This is a genomic window from Clostridium paridis (assembly GCF_016765615.1).
Lineage (GTDB): Bacteria > Bacillota > Clostridia > Clostridiales > Clostridiaceae > Clostridium_T > Clostridium_T paridis.
In genome coordinates, this window is the sequence record NZ_JAESWA010000022.1 from 770,972 (window position 1) to 792,817 (window position 21,846).

21 protein-coding genes and 1 other annotated feature are annotated in these 21,846 nt (G+C 28.6%); of the genes, 2 read left to right on the forward strand and 19 right to left on the reverse strand.

The genetic code is table 11. From position 1 onward, the window contains the following. Positions 1–65: 65 nt before the first annotated feature. The 4 genes from JK634_RS11615 to JK634_RS11630 all read right to left on the reverse strand — a co-directional run bounded on the left by JK634_RS11615 (position 66) and on the right by JK634_RS11630 (position 7,031). Complete coding sequence (locus JK634_RS11615) at positions 66–665, reverse strand: dUTP diphosphatase (protein ID WP_202767808.1); 600 nt, start codon at positions 663–665, stop codon at positions 66–68. 163 nt (positions 666–828) lie between these two features. Further along, on the reverse strand, positions 829–1,404 hold the full coding sequence (locus JK634_RS11620) for a prealbumin-like fold domain-containing protein (protein ID WP_202767809.1): 576 nt from the start codon (positions 1,402–1,404) through the stop codon (positions 829–831). Between the two features lie 86 nt (positions 1,405–1,490). Continuing rightward, positions 1,491–6,737, reverse strand: a complete 5,247-nt coding sequence (locus tag JK634_RS11625; protein WP_202767810.1) for a diguanylate cyclase — start codon at positions 6,735–6,737, stop codon at positions 1,491–1,493. Between the two features lie 33 nt (positions 6,738–6,770). After that, on the reverse strand, positions 6,771–7,031 hold the full coding sequence (locus tag JK634_RS11630) for a hypothetical protein (protein ID WP_202767811.1): 261 nt from the start codon (positions 7,029–7,031) through the stop codon (positions 6,771–6,773). A gap of 241 nt (positions 7,032–7,272) precedes the next feature. On the opposite strand from JK634_RS11630, the gene JK634_RS11635 reads away from it, so the two are divergent. Together JK634_RS11635 and JK634_RS11640 are read left to right on the forward strand one after the other, a co-directional pair. Further along, the gene (locus JK634_RS11635; RefSeq protein ID WP_202767812.1) at positions 7,273–7,974 is read left to right on the forward strand and encodes a polysaccharide deacetylase family protein; all 702 of its coding nucleotides are present in this window, start codon (positions 7,273–7,275) and stop codon (positions 7,972–7,974) included. 120 nt (positions 7,975–8,094) lie between these two features. Continuing rightward, on the forward strand, positions 8,095–8,583 hold the full coding sequence (locus JK634_RS11640) for an amidase domain-containing protein (RefSeq protein WP_202767813.1): 489 nt from the start codon (positions 8,095–8,097) through the stop codon (positions 8,581–8,583). A 46-nt stretch (positions 8,584–8,629) separates the two neighbouring features. On the opposite strand, the gene JK634_RS11645 is transcribed toward JK634_RS11640, so the two are convergent. The 15 genes from JK634_RS11645 to JK634_RS11715 form a co-directional block, all read right to left on the reverse strand. Then, the gene (locus JK634_RS11645; protein ID WP_202767814.1) at positions 8,630–9,649 is read right to left on the reverse strand and encodes an N-acetylmuramoyl-L-alanine amidase; all 1,020 of its coding nucleotides are present in this window, start codon (positions 9,647–9,649) and stop codon (positions 8,630–8,632) included. A gap of 136 nt (positions 9,650–9,785) precedes the next feature. Next, positions 9,786–10,424 (reverse strand): hypothetical protein, encoded by a 639-nt coding sequence (locus tag JK634_RS11650; RefSeq protein WP_202767815.1) that lies wholly within the window; start codon positions 10,422–10,424, stop codon positions 9,786–9,788. Positions 10,425–10,562: 138 nt separating this feature from the next. Next, complete coding sequence (locus JK634_RS11655) at positions 10,563–11,087, reverse strand: tryptophan transporter (RefSeq protein ID WP_202767816.1); 525 nt, start codon at positions 11,085–11,087, stop codon at positions 10,563–10,565. An 84-nt stretch (positions 11,088–11,171) separates the two neighbouring features. Further along, positions 11,172–11,408 (reverse strand) — a binding site (T-box leader). Between the two features lie 226 nt (positions 11,409–11,634). Then, positions 11,635–13,479, reverse strand: a complete 1,845-nt coding sequence (locus tag JK634_RS11660; RefSeq protein WP_202767817.1) for an extracellular solute-binding protein — start codon at positions 13,477–13,479, stop codon at positions 11,635–11,637. After that, entirely contained in the window at positions 13,480–14,343 is an 864-nt protein-coding gene (locus JK634_RS11665) for an ABC transporter permease (protein ID WP_202767818.1), read from the reverse strand. Beyond that, positions 14,340–15,419 (reverse strand): polyamine ABC transporter ATP-binding protein, encoded by a 1,080-nt coding sequence (locus tag JK634_RS11670; protein WP_202767819.1) that lies wholly within the window; start codon positions 15,417–15,419, stop codon positions 14,340–14,342. The genes JK634_RS11665 and JK634_RS11670 overlap by 4 nt, the downstream gene beginning before the upstream one ends. Before the next feature lie 148 nt (positions 15,420–15,567). Next, entirely contained in the window at positions 15,568–15,756 is a 189-nt protein-coding gene (locus tag JK634_RS11675; protein WP_202767820.1) for a DUF4250 domain-containing protein, read from the reverse strand. A gap of 13 nt (positions 15,757–15,769) precedes the next feature. Further along, the gene (locus JK634_RS11680; protein ID WP_202768119.1) at positions 15,770–16,198 is read right to left on the reverse strand and encodes a GAF domain-containing protein; all 429 of its coding nucleotides are present in this window, start codon (positions 16,196–16,198) and stop codon (positions 15,770–15,772) included. A 291-nt stretch (positions 16,199–16,489) separates the two neighbouring features. Beyond that, the gene (gene add, locus JK634_RS11685) at positions 16,490–17,509 is read right to left on the reverse strand and encodes an adenosine deaminase (protein ID WP_202767821.1); all 1,020 of its coding nucleotides are present in this window, start codon (positions 17,507–17,509) and stop codon (positions 16,490–16,492) included. 20 nt (positions 17,510–17,529) lie between these two features. Next, entirely contained in the window at positions 17,530–18,162 is a 633-nt protein-coding gene (locus JK634_RS11690; RefSeq protein WP_202767822.1) for a hypothetical protein, read from the reverse strand. 159 nt (positions 18,163–18,321) lie between these two features. After that, a complete protein-coding gene (locus tag JK634_RS11695) occupies positions 18,322–18,891 on the reverse strand; it encodes a metallophosphoesterase family protein (protein WP_202767823.1) in 570 nt (189 codons plus the stop codon). Positions 18,892–18,899: 8 nt separating this feature from the next. Then, positions 18,900–19,697, reverse strand: coding sequence for a lipid II flippase family protein (locus tag JK634_RS11700; RefSeq protein WP_202767824.1), 798 nt, complete (start codon positions 19,695–19,697; stop codon positions 18,900–18,902). A 10-nt stretch (positions 19,698–19,707) separates the two neighbouring features. Continuing rightward, the gene (locus tag JK634_RS11705; protein WP_202767825.1) at positions 19,708–20,190 is read right to left on the reverse strand and encodes a prolyl-tRNA synthetase associated domain-containing protein; all 483 of its coding nucleotides are present in this window, start codon (positions 20,188–20,190) and stop codon (positions 19,708–19,710) included. Between the two features lie 217 nt (positions 20,191–20,407). Next, positions 20,408–20,935 (reverse strand): dihydrofolate reductase family protein, encoded by a 528-nt coding sequence (locus JK634_RS11710; protein WP_202767826.1) that lies wholly within the window; start codon positions 20,933–20,935, stop codon positions 20,408–20,410. Between the two features lie 164 nt (positions 20,936–21,099). Continuing rightward, entirely contained in the window at positions 21,100–21,834 is a 735-nt protein-coding gene (locus tag JK634_RS11715) for a CAP domain-containing protein (protein ID WP_202767827.1), read from the reverse strand. Positions 21,835–21,846: the final 12 nt, after the last annotated feature.

Below are 21,846 nucleotides of genomic sequence, written 5' to 3' on the forward strand. Positions count from 1 at the left end.
CAAAGACTATTCTATGGTTTCTGCTTTTATATAAAAAAATCGTCAAGGCGATTAATTCTATTTTTCTATACTCCCGTATGTCCAAATCCACCGCCTCTATTTTCTCCTATTTCTGCTGGATTATCATGATCAATAAATTTTGCTTTTTTATACTCACAAAATACCATTTGAGCAATTCTTTCATTTTTCTTAATATAAATTGTTCCATAAGGATTACCCTTTTTATCTAAATAGATAATATCCTCAAGAATTTTCAATTCTTGGCTTTTGTTTAAATATTTAGATAAACTTGTCTCAACATAATTTTCTTTAAGTTCATTTATTATCTCTGGATTTCTTAAAATTTCATATTTTAAATTTGCATTATTATAGTTATTCTCCACTATTACCCCTACCATATCTCTATAATCAGCATCGATAGTTCCTGGGGAATTAGGAATTCTTATGTTTGTTTTAAGCGATAGCCCGCTTCTTGGTCTTATTTGTGCTTCACAGTTATCTGGTATTGCAATACTAAAATTTAGTGGCATTATTCTTACTTCACCAGGTCTTATTACTAAGTCCATGCTTGCATATAAATCACAACCAGCAGCATGTACAGATCCATATGTAGGAATAGCCCCCTCTTCATTTACTTTTATGTATACATTTATTTCTTCACTCAATTGTACTTTCTCCTTATATAAAAATATACTAAAATTTTATATTAAAATACTAAATTAGACAATAGTATTCAAGGGAATAAAAACTTACGATAGATATTTTTATTCCCTCATAATTTTAAGAATTTATAAAGTTTTTACAAAATTATATATAAATTAATTAAGTTTAAAACCAGAAGCCCCAGCCTCCACAGAAGAATAGAAGTAGAATTATTGCTAATTCACAACCACAATCATTTCTTCTGCAATCTCTTCTGCGTAACCTGTTTACAACTATAATAGTAGCTGTTTTTACTACATCATTAATTTCAACTTCATTCCAAGGTATATAAGTTGGTCTTTGGAAGAATCTCTTATCTATTTCTTCTACTACTCTATAGAATCCATTTGGAAGATTATCAAAGATTACTCTACCATTGCAGTCTGTAATCTTGGAACTTATTAGTTTAGGACATCCTCCAGTAAGTCTATATAGATTTACTTTTACTCCAGATAAAGGTTCTCCACTTGCACTTCTAAATTTTGAATAAACAACTATACTGCCTTTTTCTTCATGGTGATGGTCGTGATGATGATCATCACAATCCTCTTCTTGAAAATCGTTACAGGAATTGCACCCATCATTCTCATTTTGACACTCATATTCATATCCATCATCATTTCTGAGATAGCTCTCGAATATATCATTATTTTCATTTCCCTCTAGTGGAAATCTGGTTTCTTCTTGACTACTTTGAAACATATAAATACCTCCTTCGATGTATTTCTTATAACATAATATGTTCGATAGGAAGTTTTTGTGTCACATTATAAAGAAAAAAGCTATGCTTATAGCATAGCCGAAAATATACCTACTAATGAACTAACAAAATTCAAGTCATTATAACTAAATTCTTTCTCATTTATAGAAACAGACAAATATATTACTCCTTTTACTTCACCATTCTTTATTAAAGGAACTATTAATAGTGATCTCCAGTCTGGCATCCATGTACTGCCATTTTGATTATATACATTGTCCCAATCTACTAAATATCTGCCACTTTTATTTATTATTACTTCTTCTACTAAATCTTCATTAAATCTAGAAACCTCGTACCAACCATCTTCATACCTTTTCCTCGAATATCTTTCTTTAACTTTATCACCCTTAACCAAGAAAAAGGTTATTTCATCTGATTCTACTATTTCATTTATTCTAGACATAAGCTCATATATCTTTTCTGATAAACTACCCCTATTTTTTATTATCTCAATTACATCCATAATAGCATTGACTTTTCTATAGTCATTACTTGTATTTCCTGATAGTATTCCTGTTAGCTTATCATTAGCCTGGCTTACTTTTCCATACTCTTGATCCCAAAGTACAGTCTTATTCTTCCCTGTATTCTTTGCAACATATAGGGCTTCATCCGCTCTTTTGATAAGTTCATCCGCTCTTGTAGAGTCAATTGGGAAATTAGAAACCCCTATACTTATAGTAAGCTCACGTCTTCCCCCTAGTATATTACTTTCCCTAACTTTTTCTCTAAATTTGTCACATTCCAATAAAGCCTTATCCTTATTCTTATTCGGGAAAATAATTACAAACTCTTCTCCTCCATATCTACTTAGTATGTTTTCAGGTTCTAAACTATCTTTTACGATTGCAGCAACTGATCTTAAAACCTTATCTCCTAGATCATGTCCAAACTTATCATTCACTCCTTTGAAATTATCAACGTCAAAGATAGCAATTGAAAATTCTTTATGCTCTAGTCTGGAACTTTCTAATAAATCTGCAAAAGTTTCTTCGAAATACTTTCTATTATAAACTCTTGTTAACTTATCTATAGTTGAATTTATTGTTAGATATTGTTTGTCTAAAAGAAATCCAAATAGCGGAATTAATTTTTCCAATTTTTCTAGAGTTTTTTCATTGATATTATTTAAATATTTATTAGAATATAAGATTAATGTACCTTGAGTATTTTCAGTTGCCTTAATCCTAATCCTATTTTTTATCCTTAAGCATATTGCAGCTTTCATTCCTTTAGGTAACAACTCTTCATTAAACCTATTTTCTGAATCTAAGGCTTTTTTTATTATCTTAGTTCCTTCATCAATATTTAATCTACTCTTAAAAAACTCAACATTTCTTTTAGGGTTTATTGCTCTATTTGTATGAATTATAGATTCAACCCCATCTGCATCCTGCATAGTTACAATGGCTCCATCAGCTAATGTAATTTTACATAAATACTTTGTTAAAACATCTATGTTGCTTATTATATCGCTTTTAAATACATTGAATACATCATACATATTTTTATAAAAGTTATAAAAACACTTATCATAATTCTCTTCTAACTCATATAATAATTCATTATTTTTAATTAAATTTGATATTTCTAATACATGCAATAAACCTTCAAATTCTTCTAACGAACCAATATATTCTACTTTCTTCAGCAATTGTTTTCCAGTTATCTTTTCTAGACTGCTTGCAAACTTATTATATGCATATAGAAAGCGTCCATAATTAATATAGTTTAACTTACTTTTATTTGGTAATGAATTAATATTATTAACTATTAGACTTAAAGCCATGTAATAGTATTCTATAGCATTAAATGGAATATTAAGCTCTTCATAAGTTTCACCTATCCTAATTGTTACCTTACCTACTAAGCTTTCATCATCTACATTTTCTATAAGTCTTTGGAGCTCCGTTACTATAGATAACTTTCCATTTTTCTCATAAAGCAGTTTAATATAATTAAGCTTTAAAATTAGTTTTTCATCAATGCAAACATTGCTTAAAGATTTATATAAATCTCTACCCAAGTCTTCATAAGATAAATCATTAAGCTCAAGTATTGTTTCTATTGTTAAATCAACCTTAAAGTATTCATCTCTTATTAATTTCATTTCCTCTAAAATTATATTTATTTCACTTATTATATCTTCTAAGTTCTTACAATTTCTTAGATTATAGAAATGAAATTGACATCTTAATTTGCTTACTAACTGTCCTGTAAGACCAAAACTTTCTTCAATAACTGAAGACATTATTTCTGAAGCCATTTGATAATCTTTAATTTTATATAGGTATCTAGCTTCATTACTCTTTAGGGATTTCCTGAAAGCTTCTCCAATATTATACTTAGAAGTTACTAATAATGATGCTTCCAAATATCTATGTGCTAATTGAAGCTTATCCAGATGTAAATAACAGCTACTAAGATAAGAAAGAACTATTCCCTTATAGAACTCATGATTCCATTCGTTAGCTTTTTCTAATGCCTTTAATAAGAGTTCTTCTGAATCAGCAAATCTTCGCTGAGACATTAAAGCTGCTGCGACATTTATTTCTGTAAGTATGTTTAAATCCTTAATTTGATGTTTATCTGAAGCCTTCTGTGCATTTATAAAAAAGCTCAATGCTCCCTCTAGATTTTCCTCTATTTCAAATAGTGTTGTTCCTAAATAGATATTAGATGAAATTACTCCTCTTAGATTAAAAGTCTTATTAAATAAGCTTTTTGCCTTATTTAAGCAGTCAATAGCTTCTTTCCCCTTAGAAATATTGAGATAACAATATCCAATATACAGGTTTAAATATCCTTTTAAGTCAAAATCTTCACTCCCACATATTTCGAGTGCTCTCTCTCCTGCTTCAATAGCTTCAGAATATTTACCAATAAAGCAAAGATGTTTTAGTAACGCTAAACTATATATTCCTTCGCCATACTTATAATCAAGGTTATTTAGAATACCTCTTGAATTTTTCAAATAATATTCTGTTTCTTTTATTCCATCAATTCTATAGCCAACTATAGCTAAGCCTGAATAGCAAAGGGATTTATCCTCTTGACTATCAGTTTTTTCTATTACATTAAAATAATAGTTTGTTGACTCTTTAATTTCCCCTTGTCTATAGTATAAGTCTGCTAAGATTAAAGCAATTTCAATATATTCTTCATTAGAAATTTCTTCTGCTTCTAATGCCTTTTTATAGTAATAAATCGCTCTGATATTATCCCAAGACTCTAACTTCTGTCTTCCTCTATTTTTACAAAAGTATATAAGTTTTTTTGTTTCACCTAAAACATCAAATTGATAAATAAGTTCATCATTATAGTCATGACCTAGTTCAATTTCATGCTCTAATAATTTTGAAATTTCTCTGTGTAATTCTTTTTTCTCTTTTTCATCTATACTCTTAGATACTATCTTTTTCACAAGATTATTATTTATTTCATAGAGTATTGCTCTGTCAGAAATTTTTTCAGAAATATATCCTTTGTTTTGCAATAAATAAAATTCATCATAATTATTTTTATCTAATACATTTGCTTTAAATAAGAAGTCTTCTTCAACTGCACCATTTATAACAGACATCTTCTTCATGATTTCATATTCCTTAATTGAAATCTCATTTAAGCTTCTCTCAATTTCTAATTCGATGTTTCTTGGAAGTGCAATTTCCTGCTGCTGTAAGTTTAATTTCCATCTTCCAGTCTGTTCTGATACAAAAAGTAATTTATCCTCAAATAATTTCTTTACAACTGCAATAATATACATTGGATTTCCCAATGTTTCTTTATATATCTTATTAGAAAAATCATAAAGTTCTGATGATGTATTCATAATGTTTCTTATTAATTGTCTAGATAAAATCTCATTTAAATAGGATATTTTATATTCTTCATAACGCTCTGTTAATTTACAATTATATATTAATTCTTCTATTTCCTCATGTTTCTTTAATTTATTTTCATTATAAGTTATAACTATAAGTAGGTTTTCAAACTGTGATTCTGAAAGAAATAAATATTTTAATAGCAGTTTAAAAATCGTACTACAACTTTCTATATTATCTACAAATAGAACAGTGAATTTATTTCTAGTTATTTCTGAAAGTAGTTTTGCAACTCTGTTTATTGTTTGTAATTCCCTATTGCTTTTACTTATCTCACTAGCCTCATGTGGGAGAGCTAGTAACCTACAAAATTCCTCTAAGTACTGTCCATATTTTTCTATTAAATTTTTATCTATAAAGCCTAAAAAATACTCAAAAATATCCTTTTGCTTAATTTGTCCACCAGAATTTCTCTTTATATCATCTGAATCAATTAAGTTAGCATTGTAATCAAATTTATTATAGATTAAAGTTTTAAAATAATTTAATAATTTTGTCTTTCCGCTACCTTCATCTCCATCAATCCCTATTATAGAAAATTTATTTTTTTTAGAAATTATGTTATCCACTACTTGAGAAAATCTCTTAATTTCATAATCTCTTCCTATAACTTCAACATCTTCTATTATTTTATTTAAAGAATTGTAATCGAATCTACTGTACTCTTTTTCAAAATGAATATTTATATAATCTATACACTCATTTAGAGAAATAAACATTTTATCTCTTATGTTTTTATATAAAGCTAAAATTTTACTACTATTATCACTTCTATTTTCTAACTCGTCTTCAAAAATCCCATAATAAATGTTTGAAATTTCAATATGATTAAAATCATACTCTTGAATTTCATGATTACTTCCAAGTATGTCCACTTCTCTATTTTTATTTATAACGCTTAATTTTTCTATTTCCATAGTTAGAATATCAGTCAACTTAACTTCATCTTCACTATAATAAATATTGTCTAAAGATAAGTTTCTATACTTGTATCCTTTAATACTCAGTGTATTAATTATGTTAAGTACCTTTGCAAATAAATTCAGTTTAAAATCAAAAGTGCTTTTCATCAAAATTTTTGATTTAATAACATCTTCGTATATTGGATCTATAAGATATGCATATTTTCTATTTTCTAAAACAATACCATCAATATTCTCAATAGTTAAAAATTCATACACATTAACTAAACCTGGGAAGTTTAAGTTTTTAATCCAGGTTATATTTGATAAAATATGTTCTTTTATTCTTTCATTTAATACTTTAGTTTCAATTACTTTTAATACATATACTTTTAAATCATCTAAATCTTTAACTAAGTAACTATTAATTTCATCACCCATAGAAATAGTTTTTTCTATTCTATACCTAGAATTAATTAACTTCATTTTACTTCTCCTACCTATATCAAATAAATCCCTCTACTTCTTAACATCCTCATAATCTACATCTATAACATTTCCATCTGTATATTCTTCCTGTCCTTTATAAGTAGTTGAATATCTATTTACATTATTATGCTTTCTGCTTTTTAACATATTATTCTTTATGTATCTATAAGCCCAGAATATAACTAATCCAATTAACACATAAGGTAAAATCCAAGATAATAAGGCTATTACACCAACAATTATGAATATTGTTACTAATAAATAAATCAATGTATTTAAACCTTTTCCCATATAACTCATCCTTTTCATAAGCTTTTTTTTAATTACATACATTATAACATAATTTCAATTTCTTAACTTCTTAATTTTTATTTATTTTTTATAATTTTATCTTAAAAATATATAGAGCAAACTCACGCTTTTATATTTTATAAATTAGTAGAATATTGAATTCACTCCTTTTATTACTTAATAAATATCTAATATTTTTTGTTTTATAGCAAATAATACTTGTGAAAAGGAGCTGATTGAAATGACTAAGTCTAAATTTACTTTTTTTATAACTTTATTCTTATTATTCACATTAACTTTTATTCCTTGCTATGGAATGGAAAGTGAAGAAAAAGTTATATATATTACTTTTGATGATGGACCCACTAAAGTAAGTAATAAGGTTCTAGATGTTTTAGATGAATATGGAGTAAAAGCAACCTTTTTTCTAATAGGAGAACAGATTCAGAGAAATAGAGATGTTGTGTTTAGGATGTATGAAAATGGTCATAGTATTGGACTACATTCTTATACCCATAGTAGAAATAAACTTTATAGCAGTAGAAGCTCATTTTTAGATGAAATGAAGAAAACTCAAAAAGAGCTTGAGGAACTTACTGGTTATAAGTCCACTATATTGAGGTTTCCTTTTGGATGTAACAATAATATGTATAAAATTGATAATAAAATGGTTGATATGCTTCATAGCGAAGGTTTAAAGATATTTGATTGGAATGTTGATAGTAAGGATGGTGCAATTCAAGGACTATCCTCATATGATATTCTTAAGAATTCTAAAAGTGATAAAAATAGAATAATATTACTACTTCACTGCAGTAATAACAACAAAAATACTGTTAAAGCACTTCCATCTATAATAAAGTATTATAAAGAAAAAGGATATACCTTTAAAACTATTGATACTAATACTGATGAACAATTTAGGGTAATAAAAAAATCGTAAAGGCGATAATGAGCCTTGGATTATAATCCAAACTTATAATTTTATCTATAGACTTAAAATATTGTAGATTCCTAACGAGTAAAATAATATACTAATTTATAATATTATTTTGGAGACAGTATGATAGAAGTTGATAGGATGAAAATAGTTGATTATGCCTATGAATATGCCCTTTATCATAATAAAACCTTCAGCTACTTAGGTAATATGTATTCTGGAGGAAGTGACTGTGCTAATTTTGTTTCTCAAAGTATTCATTATGCCGGCTCACCCATGAATTTTAATAATCCTTTATGGTACTATAGAAATAAAAATGACTATTCCATATCTTGGGCTACAGCTCATGGCTTATACTGGCTACTACTGGAAAACTATAGACGTAATCTGAAAGGACCTAAGGGGAAAATAATTGATAAAAGTGAAGCAGCCCCAGGAAACTTAGTTTTCTTCCAAAAGAAAAATAATTTTATTTTTCATTCTGCAATTGTTACTTCTTTTAATAAACTTGGTGATCCACTTATTTCTCAGCATAGTATAGATGCTCTAAATAAAGAGATAAACCCTAACTATTATTTTCTTAACATGTATTTCATTGAGGTTTATATTTAATAGGTGACTATAGTTCATATTATAGTCACCTTAATTATTTTATTAACTAAATTTTAACTGATTCTTTTTTAACCCACCCTGACTTTGTAAACTCACCTTTATCTGTTGTATAAACAATGTTTAACCACGAATTTTGTTCTTCTAAAATTGTTACTTTTTCATTTTTGAATACTCTACCAATTACACTCCCATTTGCATTTGAATAAACATCTAAATCTTGTAGAATAGTAGCATTATATGGATTTAAATATTGAATCCAACTTCCAACACTAACATATGCATATCTACTTCCAGTTGGCGTAGGATAAATTATATATGCAAGTTGTCTAGAATAAGATACATCTAAAACTTTTATCTTGTCTCCAATATCCACTCTTCTATTTGGAATAATTTCTCCTTTAGCATCTCTTACATACAACCAATCATATCTAACTTTTGCATTTGGCGTATAATTACTTGTATTCCCTGAATCACCAGGTGTTGATGGAGGTGTTGGTGTTGAAGGATTTGAACCTGAAGGATCATAATTAGCATTAGAAGTACTTCCAGTTACAGCCTTAACTATTGCATTTGCAATTGAATTAACATTATATCTATTCATATCTTCCTTAGAATCCAAAAAAGCACACTCAACAAGAACGCATGGCATAGAAGTATATTTCGGAATAAAAAGATTTCCAACTTTCACACCTCTATTATAATATCCTATTTTATTCATCTCACTGCATATTTCATTTGCATAAGCTTCTGCTTGACCACCTCTTCCAGATATCCAAGCTTCCACTCCAGCTCCTCCACCTATATTAAAATGTATACATAAATGAAGAGCCGAACCACTACTATTAGCTTCTTTTACCCTAAATCCTAGTGAACCATTTACTGAAGTAAATTTTTGATCCCAAGGTGTACAATCTTTCACCACATATCCTAAGTCACTTAATTTAAGCATTATTGCCTTCCAAACATCTTTAGTACAATTATCTTCAATCCTTATACCGATAGCACCAGTATCCGGATAAGCATTATGTCCAGCATCTCCGCTTATGATACTTCCCTTACTTAACATATCCTATCACTCCTTTATCCTAAGTTATATCTCTATATAATATGCAGACAAAGGAATTTATGAAATAAAAAATGAACATATACATAATCTAATACAAATTTTATAATTGTATTTCGATATGTATATGTCCTACTTATTAAAGTGAAATTTCTCTTGTGTCTTCAGAAATTTTATTAAATTTATAATCTACTCTTAAATTTTCTACGAAAGCTTTTATCCATTCATCTCTTAATTCATAAAAACTATTTACATTTCCACCTACAACATTCCAGTATTGTCCATGAATATCCATTGTTGATTGCCATACAATATGTTCTTCTGAATTTTCTACTATTTCATTTACTCTATCACAAGGCATACCATCAAGTATAAAATTATTAACTGCTGTAAATGCTTCTGCTGGTGATTCTATACTATTTCCTTCATTTAAATATTCGTCTGCGTTCTTCTTTCCTTTTTCTATGTAAATTTCTTTTACTGATTCTAAGAAAGAATCTCCAATTTCCTTAACGCCCTTAGTAATTAAAGCTGCCTGTCTGCTCTCAGCAGAAGTTATTTTTTCTTGTAGCCATCCATGAATGTTAGATGTATCTATCATATCTTCTAATGGTTTCTTTTCTGTTGGTTCCCCATACTTATTGTATATATCTGCTATCCAATCATCTACTTTATAGCCTTTGTTTTCAAGCATATTTTGAATTTCTTCTTCTATACCCTCAAACCATGTAATTTTATTAAATAGCCAGTAATGTATCTTTCCTAAAAATAAACTCATTTTTTCAACCTCTTTCATTTTTTCTAGTATGTTCTTATTATAAACACTTTATATATATTTATCAGTAACATGTGTTACAAATGAAAAGGCTGGAGAAATTTTTCTCCAGCCTTTTTTCATAAGATTAAAATTATGATCTTACAAATCAAATGATTTAGCAGCACCACTTCTTCTTAAAGATGCATCAAATATTTTGAATAATACAAGCCCTGCAACTAAATTTATAACTGTAGCTGGTAAAACTACTGTAATAAATAAAGCATTAAATGGAGCAGGTAATCCCACAATATATAAAGCAGCTGTTAAAAATATAGTTCCACTAATTAATGTTCCTATTGGAAGTATTAATGCTAGTACAATATTTTTATTTAATCTATTTCTTATTAAACTTAGCAAACCATAAACTATAGTAACAGTTACTACTTTATCAATAATATTAGGAATTTGTCCTCCTGGGAATTTTGTTGTTAAAGCAGTAAATATTCCAGTTATTATTCCAGCTGTTAATACAGTTTTAAAATCCTTATTTATCATCATTATTATAAATAATGTTGCTAAAGCAAAATCCGGTTGCATTGGAAATCCTAAAGCCGGTGTAAATTGATGTAGCATTAAGCCTATTGCTAAAAGAATTGCATTTAATGTTAATTTTTTTGTGTTCATTATGAACGCCCCCTTAATAAATAATTTTTAAAATAGCCCTTTATTGATAATAAAAAAGAATAAAAAAACTCCGTCCTATTATATTAATAGGACGGAGATTAAATCCGTGGTGCCACCTAAATTGCGTATAAAACGCCACTTAAATCAGGTACTAACATACCTTATTTCTCTTAACGTAGAAACTACGATTCAGCTACTCTCACAGGATTTCACCTTATTCCTCAAAGGCCCATTCATTATAACCTCTTGTGTTGAGATTACACCATCCTCAACTCTCTTTAACAATTTATTATAACTACTCTTCCTTATCAAAGGATTTAAATATTCTCTTTATATTTATATTATAATAATGAATTTCTAAAGTCAATATGTTTTATAACTTATCCTCATTAGATTTTTTATCTTTTATTAATGATGCAATTAATGCTGCTACTGCTAATGATAGTATAGTTGCTTTTCCTTTATTTTTTAGTGCCAAAAAGATCACTTCCCATCTATTTTACTTATTTCTATTATAAATATGAAATAAGTGTAATTCAATGAAAAGTTAATTTTCTTGTTTTACTGATGTCCAAATATCATCAAAAATCTTAATTTTATCTCCAATATCTTTTAGATATTCTCCTTTTTTAACTTCTTCACTAGGAGGATATACTGCTTTATCTGCTATTATGTCTGGGTCAATTAAAGGGTAGGCTGCCTTATTTGGATTTCCATATGGAAATGCCTCTGATATTTCAGCACTTATTTCTGGTTCCAAAATAAAGTTTATAAATTCATGTGCTAAATCATTATTTTTAGCTCCTTTAGGAATAACAAAGTTATCTTGTTGTAAAAATAACCCCTCCTTAGGCAATACCATTTGAATATTTTTATTTTCTCTTTTGGCTAAACTGCTTTCAGCCCCCCAAGCAAATATGGCTTTTGCTTCACCATTTATTAGCATAGTTTTAGGTGAATCACTATCGTAGGCCTTTATATTAGGCTTTAATTTAATTAATTTCTCTTTAGCTTTTTCAAGTGCTTCAGGTGAAGTTTCGTTTAATGAATAACCTAAAGACTTTAATGTCAAACCAATGATTACTCTCTCATCGTCCAATACTACTAGAGAATTTTTAAACTCTGGTTTCCATAAATCATCATAGCTTGTTATTGTACTTGGATCAACCTTTGAAGAGTCTACTCCTATGATTCCTGCTAGCCACATATATGGAATAGAATATTCATTTCCTCTATCAAAAGGAAGATTCATAAATTCATCTCCTAAGTTACCTATATTAGATAATTTATTCTTATTAATCGGCTCGATTAAATTTTGTTTTTTTAGAATTTCCACCATATAATCTGAGGCTACAGCAAGATCATAATTGGATCCTCCTGCCATAATCTTCGCAAGCATTTCTTCATTTGAGGAGAAGGTACTATAATTCACCTTACAATTATATCTTTCTTCGAACTTATCTATAACTGACTGTGGTAAATACTCTGACCAGTTAAATACATTTAGTTCTCTTTTTTCTTCACTTGGTCCTTTAACAAACTTAAGTATTCCTCCACTTATAAATAACACACATACTGTAATACTTAAAAGTATTGCTCCAACCTTTTTCATATTTATTTGATTATTTCTAAGCAATGCAGATAATAAGATTATAATCAACGTAAATAAAAGCATAAGCGTTGATAGTGCATTTATCTCTGGAGTTACTCCAAATTTCACCATTGAGAATATCTTAAGTGGCAAGGTGACACTTTCTGGTCCTGCTGCAAAAAAGCTTATTATCATATCATCTAATGATAATGTAAAAGATAAAAGTGCTCCTGCCATAACTCCTGGCATTATTATTGGAAGGGTGATTTTGAAAAAAGTTTGAGTTTCTGTAGCTCCTAAATCCCTTGCTGCCTCTTCAACTGATTTATCAAAATCATCTAACCTTGTTTTTACTGTACTTACTACATAAGCTATTGAAAATGTTATATGTGCAAGTATTAGTGTTACCATACCAAGCGGTATTCCTGTATATGAGAAAAATGTAAGTAGTGATATACCTAAAACTATTTCAGGTATAATAACTGGAATATATAATAAGCCTTCTAAAAGACTTCTTCCTTTAAATTTATATTTGTACATGCCTACAGCTGCCAAGGTTCCTATAATTACTGCAAACACTGAACTTACCAATGCAATAATAAAACTATTTTTAGTTGCTACAAGTATTCCTTGATTCTCTAGCAAACTTCTATACCACTTTAAGGTAAAGCCTGTCCAAGTTACATTAAGTTTTGATTCATTAAAAGAAAAAGCTATTAAGACTATAATAGGTATATATAAGAATGAATACATAAGTAGTCCGTAAAGTATTTTAAGAATTCCACCCCTATTTTTCTTCATCTATAGCACCTCTTTTCTTATGGACTCACCACTGCCACGTCTTGATAAAGCCATAAAAATTAGCATTACTGCTATTAGTACTACTGAAATAGCCGAACCTAATGGCCAATTTCTTGCTGTCAGGAATTGATTTTTAATAAGATTACTCATTAAAACAACCTTACTTCCTCCCATTAGATCACTTATAAAGAATAATCCTAAGGTTGGTATAAATACTAATAGGCTACCTGAAGCTATACCTGCCCTAGTTAATGGTAAAATAACATTTATAAAAGTACTGGTTTTGCTTGCACCTAGGTCTCTTGCAGCTTCAATATACGACTCGTCAACCTTCTCAATTGACGAATAAAGCGGAAGCACCATAAATGGTATCATCATATAAATCATCCCTATCATTACTGCAACATTGGTATACATAATCTCTATAGGTGCGTTTATAATATGCAATTTTAATAAAATAGTATTTAATATTCCTTCTGATCTGAGCAATATAATCATCGCATAAGTTCTTACTAAGGAATTAGTCCAAAATGGTAATATAACAAGCATAACAAGTATAGGTTTTACCTTCTTGTGCGCTCTAGCAATTATATAAGCAAATGGATATCCAAAAATCAAACACAAAGCTGTTGATGAAACTGCAATCATTAAGGAGTTGATGAATATTTTTATATAAAGTGGATTAAATAACTTTCTATAGTTATCTAAAGTAAATTTATACTGTATGTCTCCTACCTCACCTCTAACACAGAAACTAATAACAAGAATTGAGATAGCGGGTATTAAGAAAAAAATTATCATCCAAAAAGTTACTGGACTTAATGTAGCAAGTGCACCAATATTAATTCTTCTTTTCCTTATCATGACTTCATCACCACTAGATTATCTTGCTTCCAAGTAACATATACATTAGTTTCATTGTCAAAATCAAAGTTATCTTCTGTTGATTCTAGAACTTGTATTTCTTGTCCACTCTCAAGAGTAACTATGGTTCTTTGAGTTACACCAGTATAAACTTTTTCTTTATATGCTACCTTTAAAGACATAAGTTTATTTTCAGAATTGGATAGGCTTAATTTTTCTGGTCTTATAGCTAAAAATAACTTTTCGTTAACCTCATAATTTTTATTCTCTATTAATACGTCTTCACCAGTATTAATTGATAGTACTGCTTGGTCATCTTTTAATTCTTTAACTATAGCTTCTAAAATATTTGCCTCTCCAATAAAGTCTGCTACAAATTTTGTTGATGGTTTTTCATATATTTCATAAGGAGTTCCTATTTGTTCTACAACTCCTTCATTCATTACTATTATTCTATCTGACATTGTTAATGCTTCTTCTTGATCATGTGTAACAAAAATAAATGTTATCCCTAACTCTTTTTGCAAATGCTTTAGTTCAAACTGCATCTGTTTACGAAGTTTAAGATCTAGAGCTCCTAATGGCTCATCTAACAATAATACTTTAGGATTATTAATAACCGCTCTGGCTATTGCAATTCTTTGCTTTTGCCCTCCACTTAATTCTGAAGGCATCCTATTTATGTATTCCTCCATTTTAACCATTTTAAGCATTTTTTTAACTTTCTCATCTATTTCCTCACTCTTTACCTTCTTCATTCTAAGACCAAAGGCAATATTATCATAAATATTCATATGAGGAAAAAGTGCATAGTTTTGGAATACAGTATTTACACATCTTTCATTTGGATCTTTTAATGTTACATTTTCATCTTGAATTATAACATCTCCATTGGTAGGTCTCTCAAAACCTGCAATTATTCTTAGTGTTGTGGTTTTCCCACACCCACTAGGTCCTAACATCGTTAGAAACTCTCCTTGATTAATTGTTAGATTTAGGTTATCAAGAACTAACTTCTTATCTCCTTCAAACCTCTTTGAAACATTTACTAGCTGAACAAATGCATTCACGGTCACACCTTAACAACTCCTTCCAAATCTTAAAAATTAAAAACCCTTCCTATCCAAATTGCTAGATAGAAAGAGTCTCATTTTTAGGTCAAGAAAAATATACCATAATATATTTATATATTCAAATATTTTTTTCCATTATTTCAAAAAAATTTTATACAAATGCATTTCTACTGGAATTATACTCGTATCCAGCTTCCTTTAATCTCTCTATTAACGCATTTTGATCTATTTCTTCTTCATAACAATAATTATCTAGAGAACTATAAAAATCTCTCAATTTCATATTAACCATACTTAATAGTATAATAGGATCTCTATTAAATATTTCTTCTCTATCCAAAACTTCTCATCTCCTAAATATATTTTTCAATTTCCTTTACTAGCTTAGTAAGATATTCTTCCTCTAGTTCAGTAAATCTAGATAACTCTGGACTATCTATATCTAAAACTCCATAAATTTCACCATTTTTCATTATTGGAATTACTATTTCTGAGTTTGATGCAGCATCACAAGCAATATGTCCTGGAAACTCATGTACATTTTCAATTCTTAAGGTTCTCTTTTCTAATGCGGCTGTTCCACATACACCCTTTCCTAATGGAATTCTTATGCAGGCTGGCAATCCTTGAAATGGTCCTAGAACTAATTCATTTTCTTTAAATAGATAAAATCCTGCCCAATTACATCTATCCATATAAAATTTAATAAATGATGAAATATTTGATAGGTTAGCTATTACATCTTTCTCATCTTTTAGTTGTTCTATACATGCTGATACCATAAAACCTAATGTTTCACTTATTTTTTCTGAATTCTTAAGTTCCTTCAAAATAACTCCTCCTTAATTTAAACTTTTCTATATATTATATTAACTTAAAGTTATTTATAAAAAAAGCATTTATTTTCTAAAGAAAAAAAACCCCTGATACCAGGAGTTTAATGAGGATACTTATAACAGGCTTATGGCAAAGCTATGTTTTATTAGTTCCTTTGATATTTTTATCATATTGTTATACAATTATTCATTATAAATTTAACAATTAAAAAACATTTTTGAACTAATTACTTAATTCTATTTATTATAATAATTTTCAACTATATTTTTTAACCACTCTTTATCCTCACTACTGCAAAATGCTGCTTCAACTGCATAATGAGTAATCCTCTCAAGATCTTCAATAGAAAATCCTAATTTATCAATTATATTATTTATTTCACTTGATAAGCTCACATTAGAAACTGTTCTATTATCAGTATTTATAGTAACTTTTAACCCATTGTCATAATATGTTTTTATAGGATGTTCTAGTAGACTTTTTACTGCATTAGTATTTAAATTACTGGTTGGACACATTTCAAGGAAAACACTTTTTTCTTTAATAAGCTTTAATATATTAGGATTCTTATATGCAAACACTCCATGTCCAATTCTCTCAGCTCCCAATATATTTATTGCTTTTTCTATATTTTCTTCCTTACCCGTTTCTCCCGCATGCACAGTTATATGAAAACCTAAACTTTTTGCGAGTTTGAAAACTTCTTTGCTTTCTTCAGGTGGAAAATCATGTTCATTCCCTGCCAAATCTATAGCAACAACACCTTTGTTTAAAAAAGCAGCTGCTCTTTTAACTAAATCTATATTTTTTTCAATAGGAAAACCTCTCATGGTGCATATGATTAACCTACTTTTAACTTTATATTTCCTCTCCCCTTTGGAAAGTCCTTTTAAAACAGCTTCTATAACTTCTTCTATACTTAAACCTTTTTGCTGGTGGAAATATGGTGCGAATCTTATTTCACTATAGATAACTCCCTCTTTTGCAAGATCTTGAGCCAGCTCTTCACTTACTCTTGTTAAAACCTCTTTTGTCTGCATTACCTTTACGGGGAAATAAAATGCTTCTAAATATTCTTTTAGTGATTCACACTTACCATCAATACTCAATATATTATTTAATTCTTCATAGCTGCTGAACGGATTTTCACCTAATTCATTAAGCAGTTCCCATATTGTCTCTTTTCTTGTGCTTCCATCCAAGTGTAGATGCAATTCAATTTTAGGCATTCTTTGTATATCTTCTATTACATTCATTTATTCTTCCTCTTCTATAATTAATTAAAAATACTTGGTAATTCTCCACCTTTTTTTATAATAACCTCCTTATTCTTTAATAGTTCATTTTCGTCTTTTAACGCTTCAATATATTCCTTTGCTTTTATATCTACTTCTTTTTTCTTCTCAGAATCAATTAAAGTATCTAGTTCCCCCTTAAGAACATCTATTTCTTTTTGCTTTAAATCCATTTTAGATTCAATTTCTTTTAAACTAGCTTCAATATACTTGCTTGAATTCTCCCAGTACTCTTCTTCTTCTTTCTTAGTTTTATCTATTTGATTTTTCGCATCATTATTAGATATCAACCCTTTTTTAACCTGTTCAGCTAAATCATTAATATATTTATTTAATAATTCTCTAGATTTACTTCTATTATTTAATTTTTGTTCCCAAGCCCTATCAATATTTTCTTTTAAAGTTCTCTTTTGTACTAATATTTCTTTGTAATTGAATTCATTTTCTTCATTTAGAACTTTGTTTCTCTTTTCTATATTCTCAAAGGGCCAAAAAATTTCTTGAGCTTCTTCATTATTAATCACTTCATTTTCTTTTTTATAGTTAATCATAACTGCAATAGGAATTAAACTTAGTAAAAGTATTATTAATATGAGGATTAATTTGTTTTTCAAAAAACTCACCCCTTAATGTACTATATACAGGGTTTCTATAGGTAGCTTAATTTATTCTTCCATAAATAAATTATTAGTTGAACTTAAACCCTATATCTACATTAATAGTGTGGTTAATTTTTCAAATTAAATTCCTATTTTATCTAAATTATTTTATATTTAAACTTTTATTTTTTTAAAATTAAAGGATATTTCTTCATTTGTAAATTCTCCAATACAAAAGTAAGCATATCCGTCGATAGTCAATCCTAGTGAACCAGGATTTATGATTGTTTTTTCTCCATAACTTGTTACCATTAATGGTAAATGAGTATGACCAATTAAAACATAATCTACAGAATCATCGTAATCTTTTAAAAATTTTTCTAAAGATTCTCCATTATATAAAAGAGGTATATCTGTATTAGAAGTTTCTCTAGAATGTACCATTAAAAAATTTTTACCATTTATATCTATTATCTTTTTTAATTCTAACTTATTTAATTTTCTTATTATTTCTCCCCCATATTGCTCATATAGGTATGCTGACAACTTATTTTCATGATTCCCTCTAATATTTATAAATCTTTTATCACTAAAAACCTTCTCAAATACTTCTTTAGGATATTCACCAGCCAAAATATCTCCAAGGTTAAGTATTTTCTCAATACTTTTATCATCTATATATTTTATAAATGCTTCTAGCGCCTTTATATTTCCATGAATATCTGAAACTATAGCAAATTTCATAATTTCACCTAACCTTTTATTATTCCTGCTACAAAAACAATAATATATGCTGCTGGAACTAGTAATGCAACTGACATTAATGTTCCAATAGCTTTACTTCCTACCATTCCAATGACACAAGTTCTAAATTCTTCTGGCGATTTTCTCCCATCAATAACGTCATCTGTCATTATTGATAAATGTGGATCAGTAAACATAGTCAATAGCAGTGTAGCAATTCCATTAATAATACCAGCTAATGCAAGACAAGTTCTCCCATAACTTGGTGCTAACATACCTGCATAAATTGGTGATAGTGCTCCAGCAGTGGAAATAGCTACTATTATTGCATTAGTAAGTAATAATTTTTTAGGTAACTTTTTAAACTCAATACTTGTTACACTCTCCTTAACTGGTATTGCAATTGAATTTTTTATATGCCTAACCCCAGCTTTTGAAAAGCCATGTAGTACTATTTTAGAAACTGATTTATCTGCTGAAAATGCGATTACACCTTTAGCCAATATCTTTTGAAAAGTAGGAATAAGGAATGCACCTACAATTGTAGCTATTGTTGAAATCACAATTATTATATAAAATACCTTGAGTACCTCAAAGCTATTTGTACTAAATTCTACATAACTTGTTAAAACAGGTGTTTGAATAGAAACGGCAATTCTAGAAACTAGCATAACTATATTGAAGAGAGCAAATGAAATTGCAATTTTACCAGTTCTTACTCCCACAAGTCTTACTGAGTATCCTAAAGTCCCAATTAATGTAATGATAAAATTCATTACTAATACAATAATTACTCTAATATCCATAAATCCTCCACTAAGTAATATTTACATACGTAAATTCATTACCACAATATTCTAAAAATTTAATAAAATCATTATAACTTAAAAGTAGCGTAGAAGTGTTTACATTTGGGTGAAATGTTATATAATTACATAATCCTAAATCTTTATCTAATAGCACCTTCACATGTTTGTCTATATCATTTATTAATCCAAAGGGAGTTACTGATCCAGGTGTTAGTCTAAGTATTGACTTTAATTTTTCTTCTGATGCAAAAGAAAGTGACTTCTCATTTATCTCTTTGGTTATATGTTTTATATCCACCCTTTTACTATCATCAGCTATAAGTAAATAATACTGATCTCCTTTTCTATTTTTTAAAAACAAATTCTTACAATGCTGCCCAGGAATTTTCATTGGTATATCCTTAGTTTCAGCCACTGTGAATACTGCTTCATGCTTATACTCATCATAAGTAATATTCAAATTATCTAATATATCATATATATTGTTCATACTTTTCCCTTCTTCATTATTATTTTTTGATAAGAATGTTAAAATATCTAAATATTGGTTGATAATTTATTTATAAGTGATAGAATAGTCTGTAGGATACTGAAAGGAGTGAAAATTGTGGAAGTTCAAATTAAATATTCTTCTGAACTTATAAATGAGTGTTTAGAAACTATTGACTAGAGAAATAACCTAAAAGATAACCTTAGGTTATTTTTATTTATCTACTTTTATAATGTACTTGAACTAACCCTGAAGAATAAGACTTACTTTCTACATATTGAACTTCTTTAGTTGGACACCCATCTTGGAATAGTCTCTTTCCATCCCCCAATAATATTGGAATTATAGATATAATATATTCATCAAAAAGATTTTCCCTAAGAATCTCATTTACTACTTCAGCTCCTCCGTCAACAAAAATATCTTTTCCAGCTTTGTTTTTCAATTCTTCTATAAGCTTCTTTATATCTCCTGAGTAGTATTCAACCTCATTAGATTCTTTTTTCTTTCTAGAAATTATATAGCACTTTTTATCTTTATGAGGAAACTCAATACCAAAAGAACATACTTTATCATATGTCTTTCTGCCCATTATTACAGTATCTATTCTGTCTATAAACTTTGCATATCCATAGTCTTCACCATCTACTTCAACTTGTGACAGCCAGCTAATATCATCTTCTTTTGTTGCTATATAGCCATCTAAACTCATTGCTATATATAAAACTACGTTTCTTTCACTCATGCAATTCCCTCCTTAGATAATAATATTTATAAGATTATACCACAAATTACCTAATATATTTTATAAAAAGTAAAAAACAGATATTTCTATCTGTCTTTTACTTTTAGCTAAAAATATATTATTAAATACCTCTATTAGTTTGAAAACTTTGAGTCTTCCTTTTTCTATTGAGGTGTATAGAACATTTGAGTAGCATAGTATCTACCATTACTATAATATATTCCTATTCCGATTTCTTTAAATGCACTGTTAAGTATATTTGCTCTATGTCCTGGAGAATTCATCCATTGAGTAACAGTATATGCACCATTTGGTGTCATTCCTGTAGATGTATATATATTCTCACCCATAGTTGCATATTTAAATCCATTATTAGTAAGCATTTGTCCTGGATCTCCATAAGTTGGTGATGTATGAGAAAAATAGTTTTTATCATACATATCTCTAGCTTTCATTGCTGCTAGTTTTGACACACCTGCATTAAGCTTAAGTGGTTGTAGTCCTTGCTTTGTTCTTTCAGCATTTGTATTAGTTAATATATCATTTACAACATCTCCAGTGGTAACACCTGGGTTTCCGCTGTTAGGTGTATTAGGGCTTCCTGATGGGTTAGTTCCTTCAGGAATATTATTGTTAGTTGGAGGTTTTGGATTATTATTTGAGTTTGGAGGATTTGTATTTTGTACATTTCCATCCCCTGGATTTGTATTAGGTTGATTCAATGTACCATTTGTATTATTCTGCTCTCCAGTTGTACCTGTTGTGTCTCCTGTTGTATCATTTCCGCCAGATTGATTAGGAACTACTTGCGGTTTAATTGGTGAAGTTCCTTTTTGACAACCTATTACAGTAAAACTTAAAATTGAAAAACTTAATATTACTGAAATAAACTTTTTCATATAATCACCTCA

Excerpts from the sequence above, each read along its gene's own strand:
- JK634_RS11620 (WP_202767809.1), bottom strand. The coding sequence starts at position 1,404 with ATGTTTCAAAGTAGTCAAGAAGAAACCAGATTTCCACTAGAGGGAAAT.
- JK634_RS11625 (WP_202767810.1), bottom strand. The coding sequence starts at position 6,737 with ATGAAGTTAATTAATTCTAGGTATAGAATAGAAAAAACTATTTCTATG.
- JK634_RS11630 (WP_202767811.1), bottom strand. The coding sequence starts at position 7,031 with ATGGGAAAAGGTTTAAATACATTGATTTATTTATTAGTAACAATATTC.
- JK634_RS11635 (WP_202767812.1), top strand. The coding sequence starts at position 7,273 with ATGACTAAGTCTAAATTTACTTTTTTTATAACTTTATTCTTATTATTC.
- JK634_RS11640 (WP_202767813.1), top strand. The coding sequence starts at position 8,095 with ATGATAGAAGTTGATAGGATGAAAATAGTTGATTATGCCTATGAATAT.
- JK634_RS11645 (WP_202767814.1), bottom strand. The coding sequence starts at position 9,649 with ATGTTAAGTAAGGGAAGTATCATAAGCGGAGATGCTGGACATAATGCT.
- JK634_RS11650 (WP_202767815.1), bottom strand. The coding sequence starts at position 10,424 with ATGAGTTTATTTTTAGGAAAGATACATTACTGGCTATTTAATAAAATT.
- JK634_RS11655 (WP_202767816.1), bottom strand. The coding sequence starts at position 11,087 with ATGAACACAAAAAAATTAACATTAAATGCAATTCTTTTAGCAATAGGC.
- JK634_RS11660 (WP_202767817.1), bottom strand. The coding sequence starts at position 13,479 with ATGAAGAAAAATAGGGGTGGAATTCTTAAAATACTTTACGGACTACTT.
- JK634_RS11665 (WP_202767818.1), bottom strand. The coding sequence starts at position 14,343 with ATGATAAGGAAAAGAAGAATTAATATTGGTGCACTTGCTACATTAAGT.
- JK634_RS11680 (WP_202768119.1), bottom strand. The coding sequence starts at position 16,198 with ATGGTATCAGCATGTATAGAACAACTAAAAGATGAGAAAGATGTAATA.
- add (WP_202767821.1), bottom strand. The coding sequence starts at position 17,509 with ATGAATGTAATAGAAGATATACAAAGAATGCCTAAAATTGAATTGCAT.
- JK634_RS11695 (WP_202767823.1), bottom strand. The coding sequence starts at position 18,891 with ATGAAATTTGCTATAGTTTCAGATATTCATGGAAATATAAAGGCGCTA.
- JK634_RS11700 (WP_202767824.1), bottom strand. The coding sequence starts at position 19,697 with ATGGATATTAGAGTAATTATTGTATTAGTAATGAATTTTATCATTACA.
- JK634_RS11705 (WP_202767825.1), bottom strand. The coding sequence starts at position 20,190 with ATGAACAATATATATGATATATTAGATAATTTGAATATTACTTATGAT.
- JK634_RS11710 (WP_202767826.1), bottom strand. The coding sequence starts at position 20,935 with ATGAGTGAAAGAAACGTAGTTTTATATATAGCAATGAGTTTAGATGGC.
- JK634_RS11715 (WP_202767827.1), bottom strand. The coding sequence starts at position 21,834 with ATGAAAAAGTTTATTTCAGTAATATTAAGTTTTTCAATTTTAAGTTTT.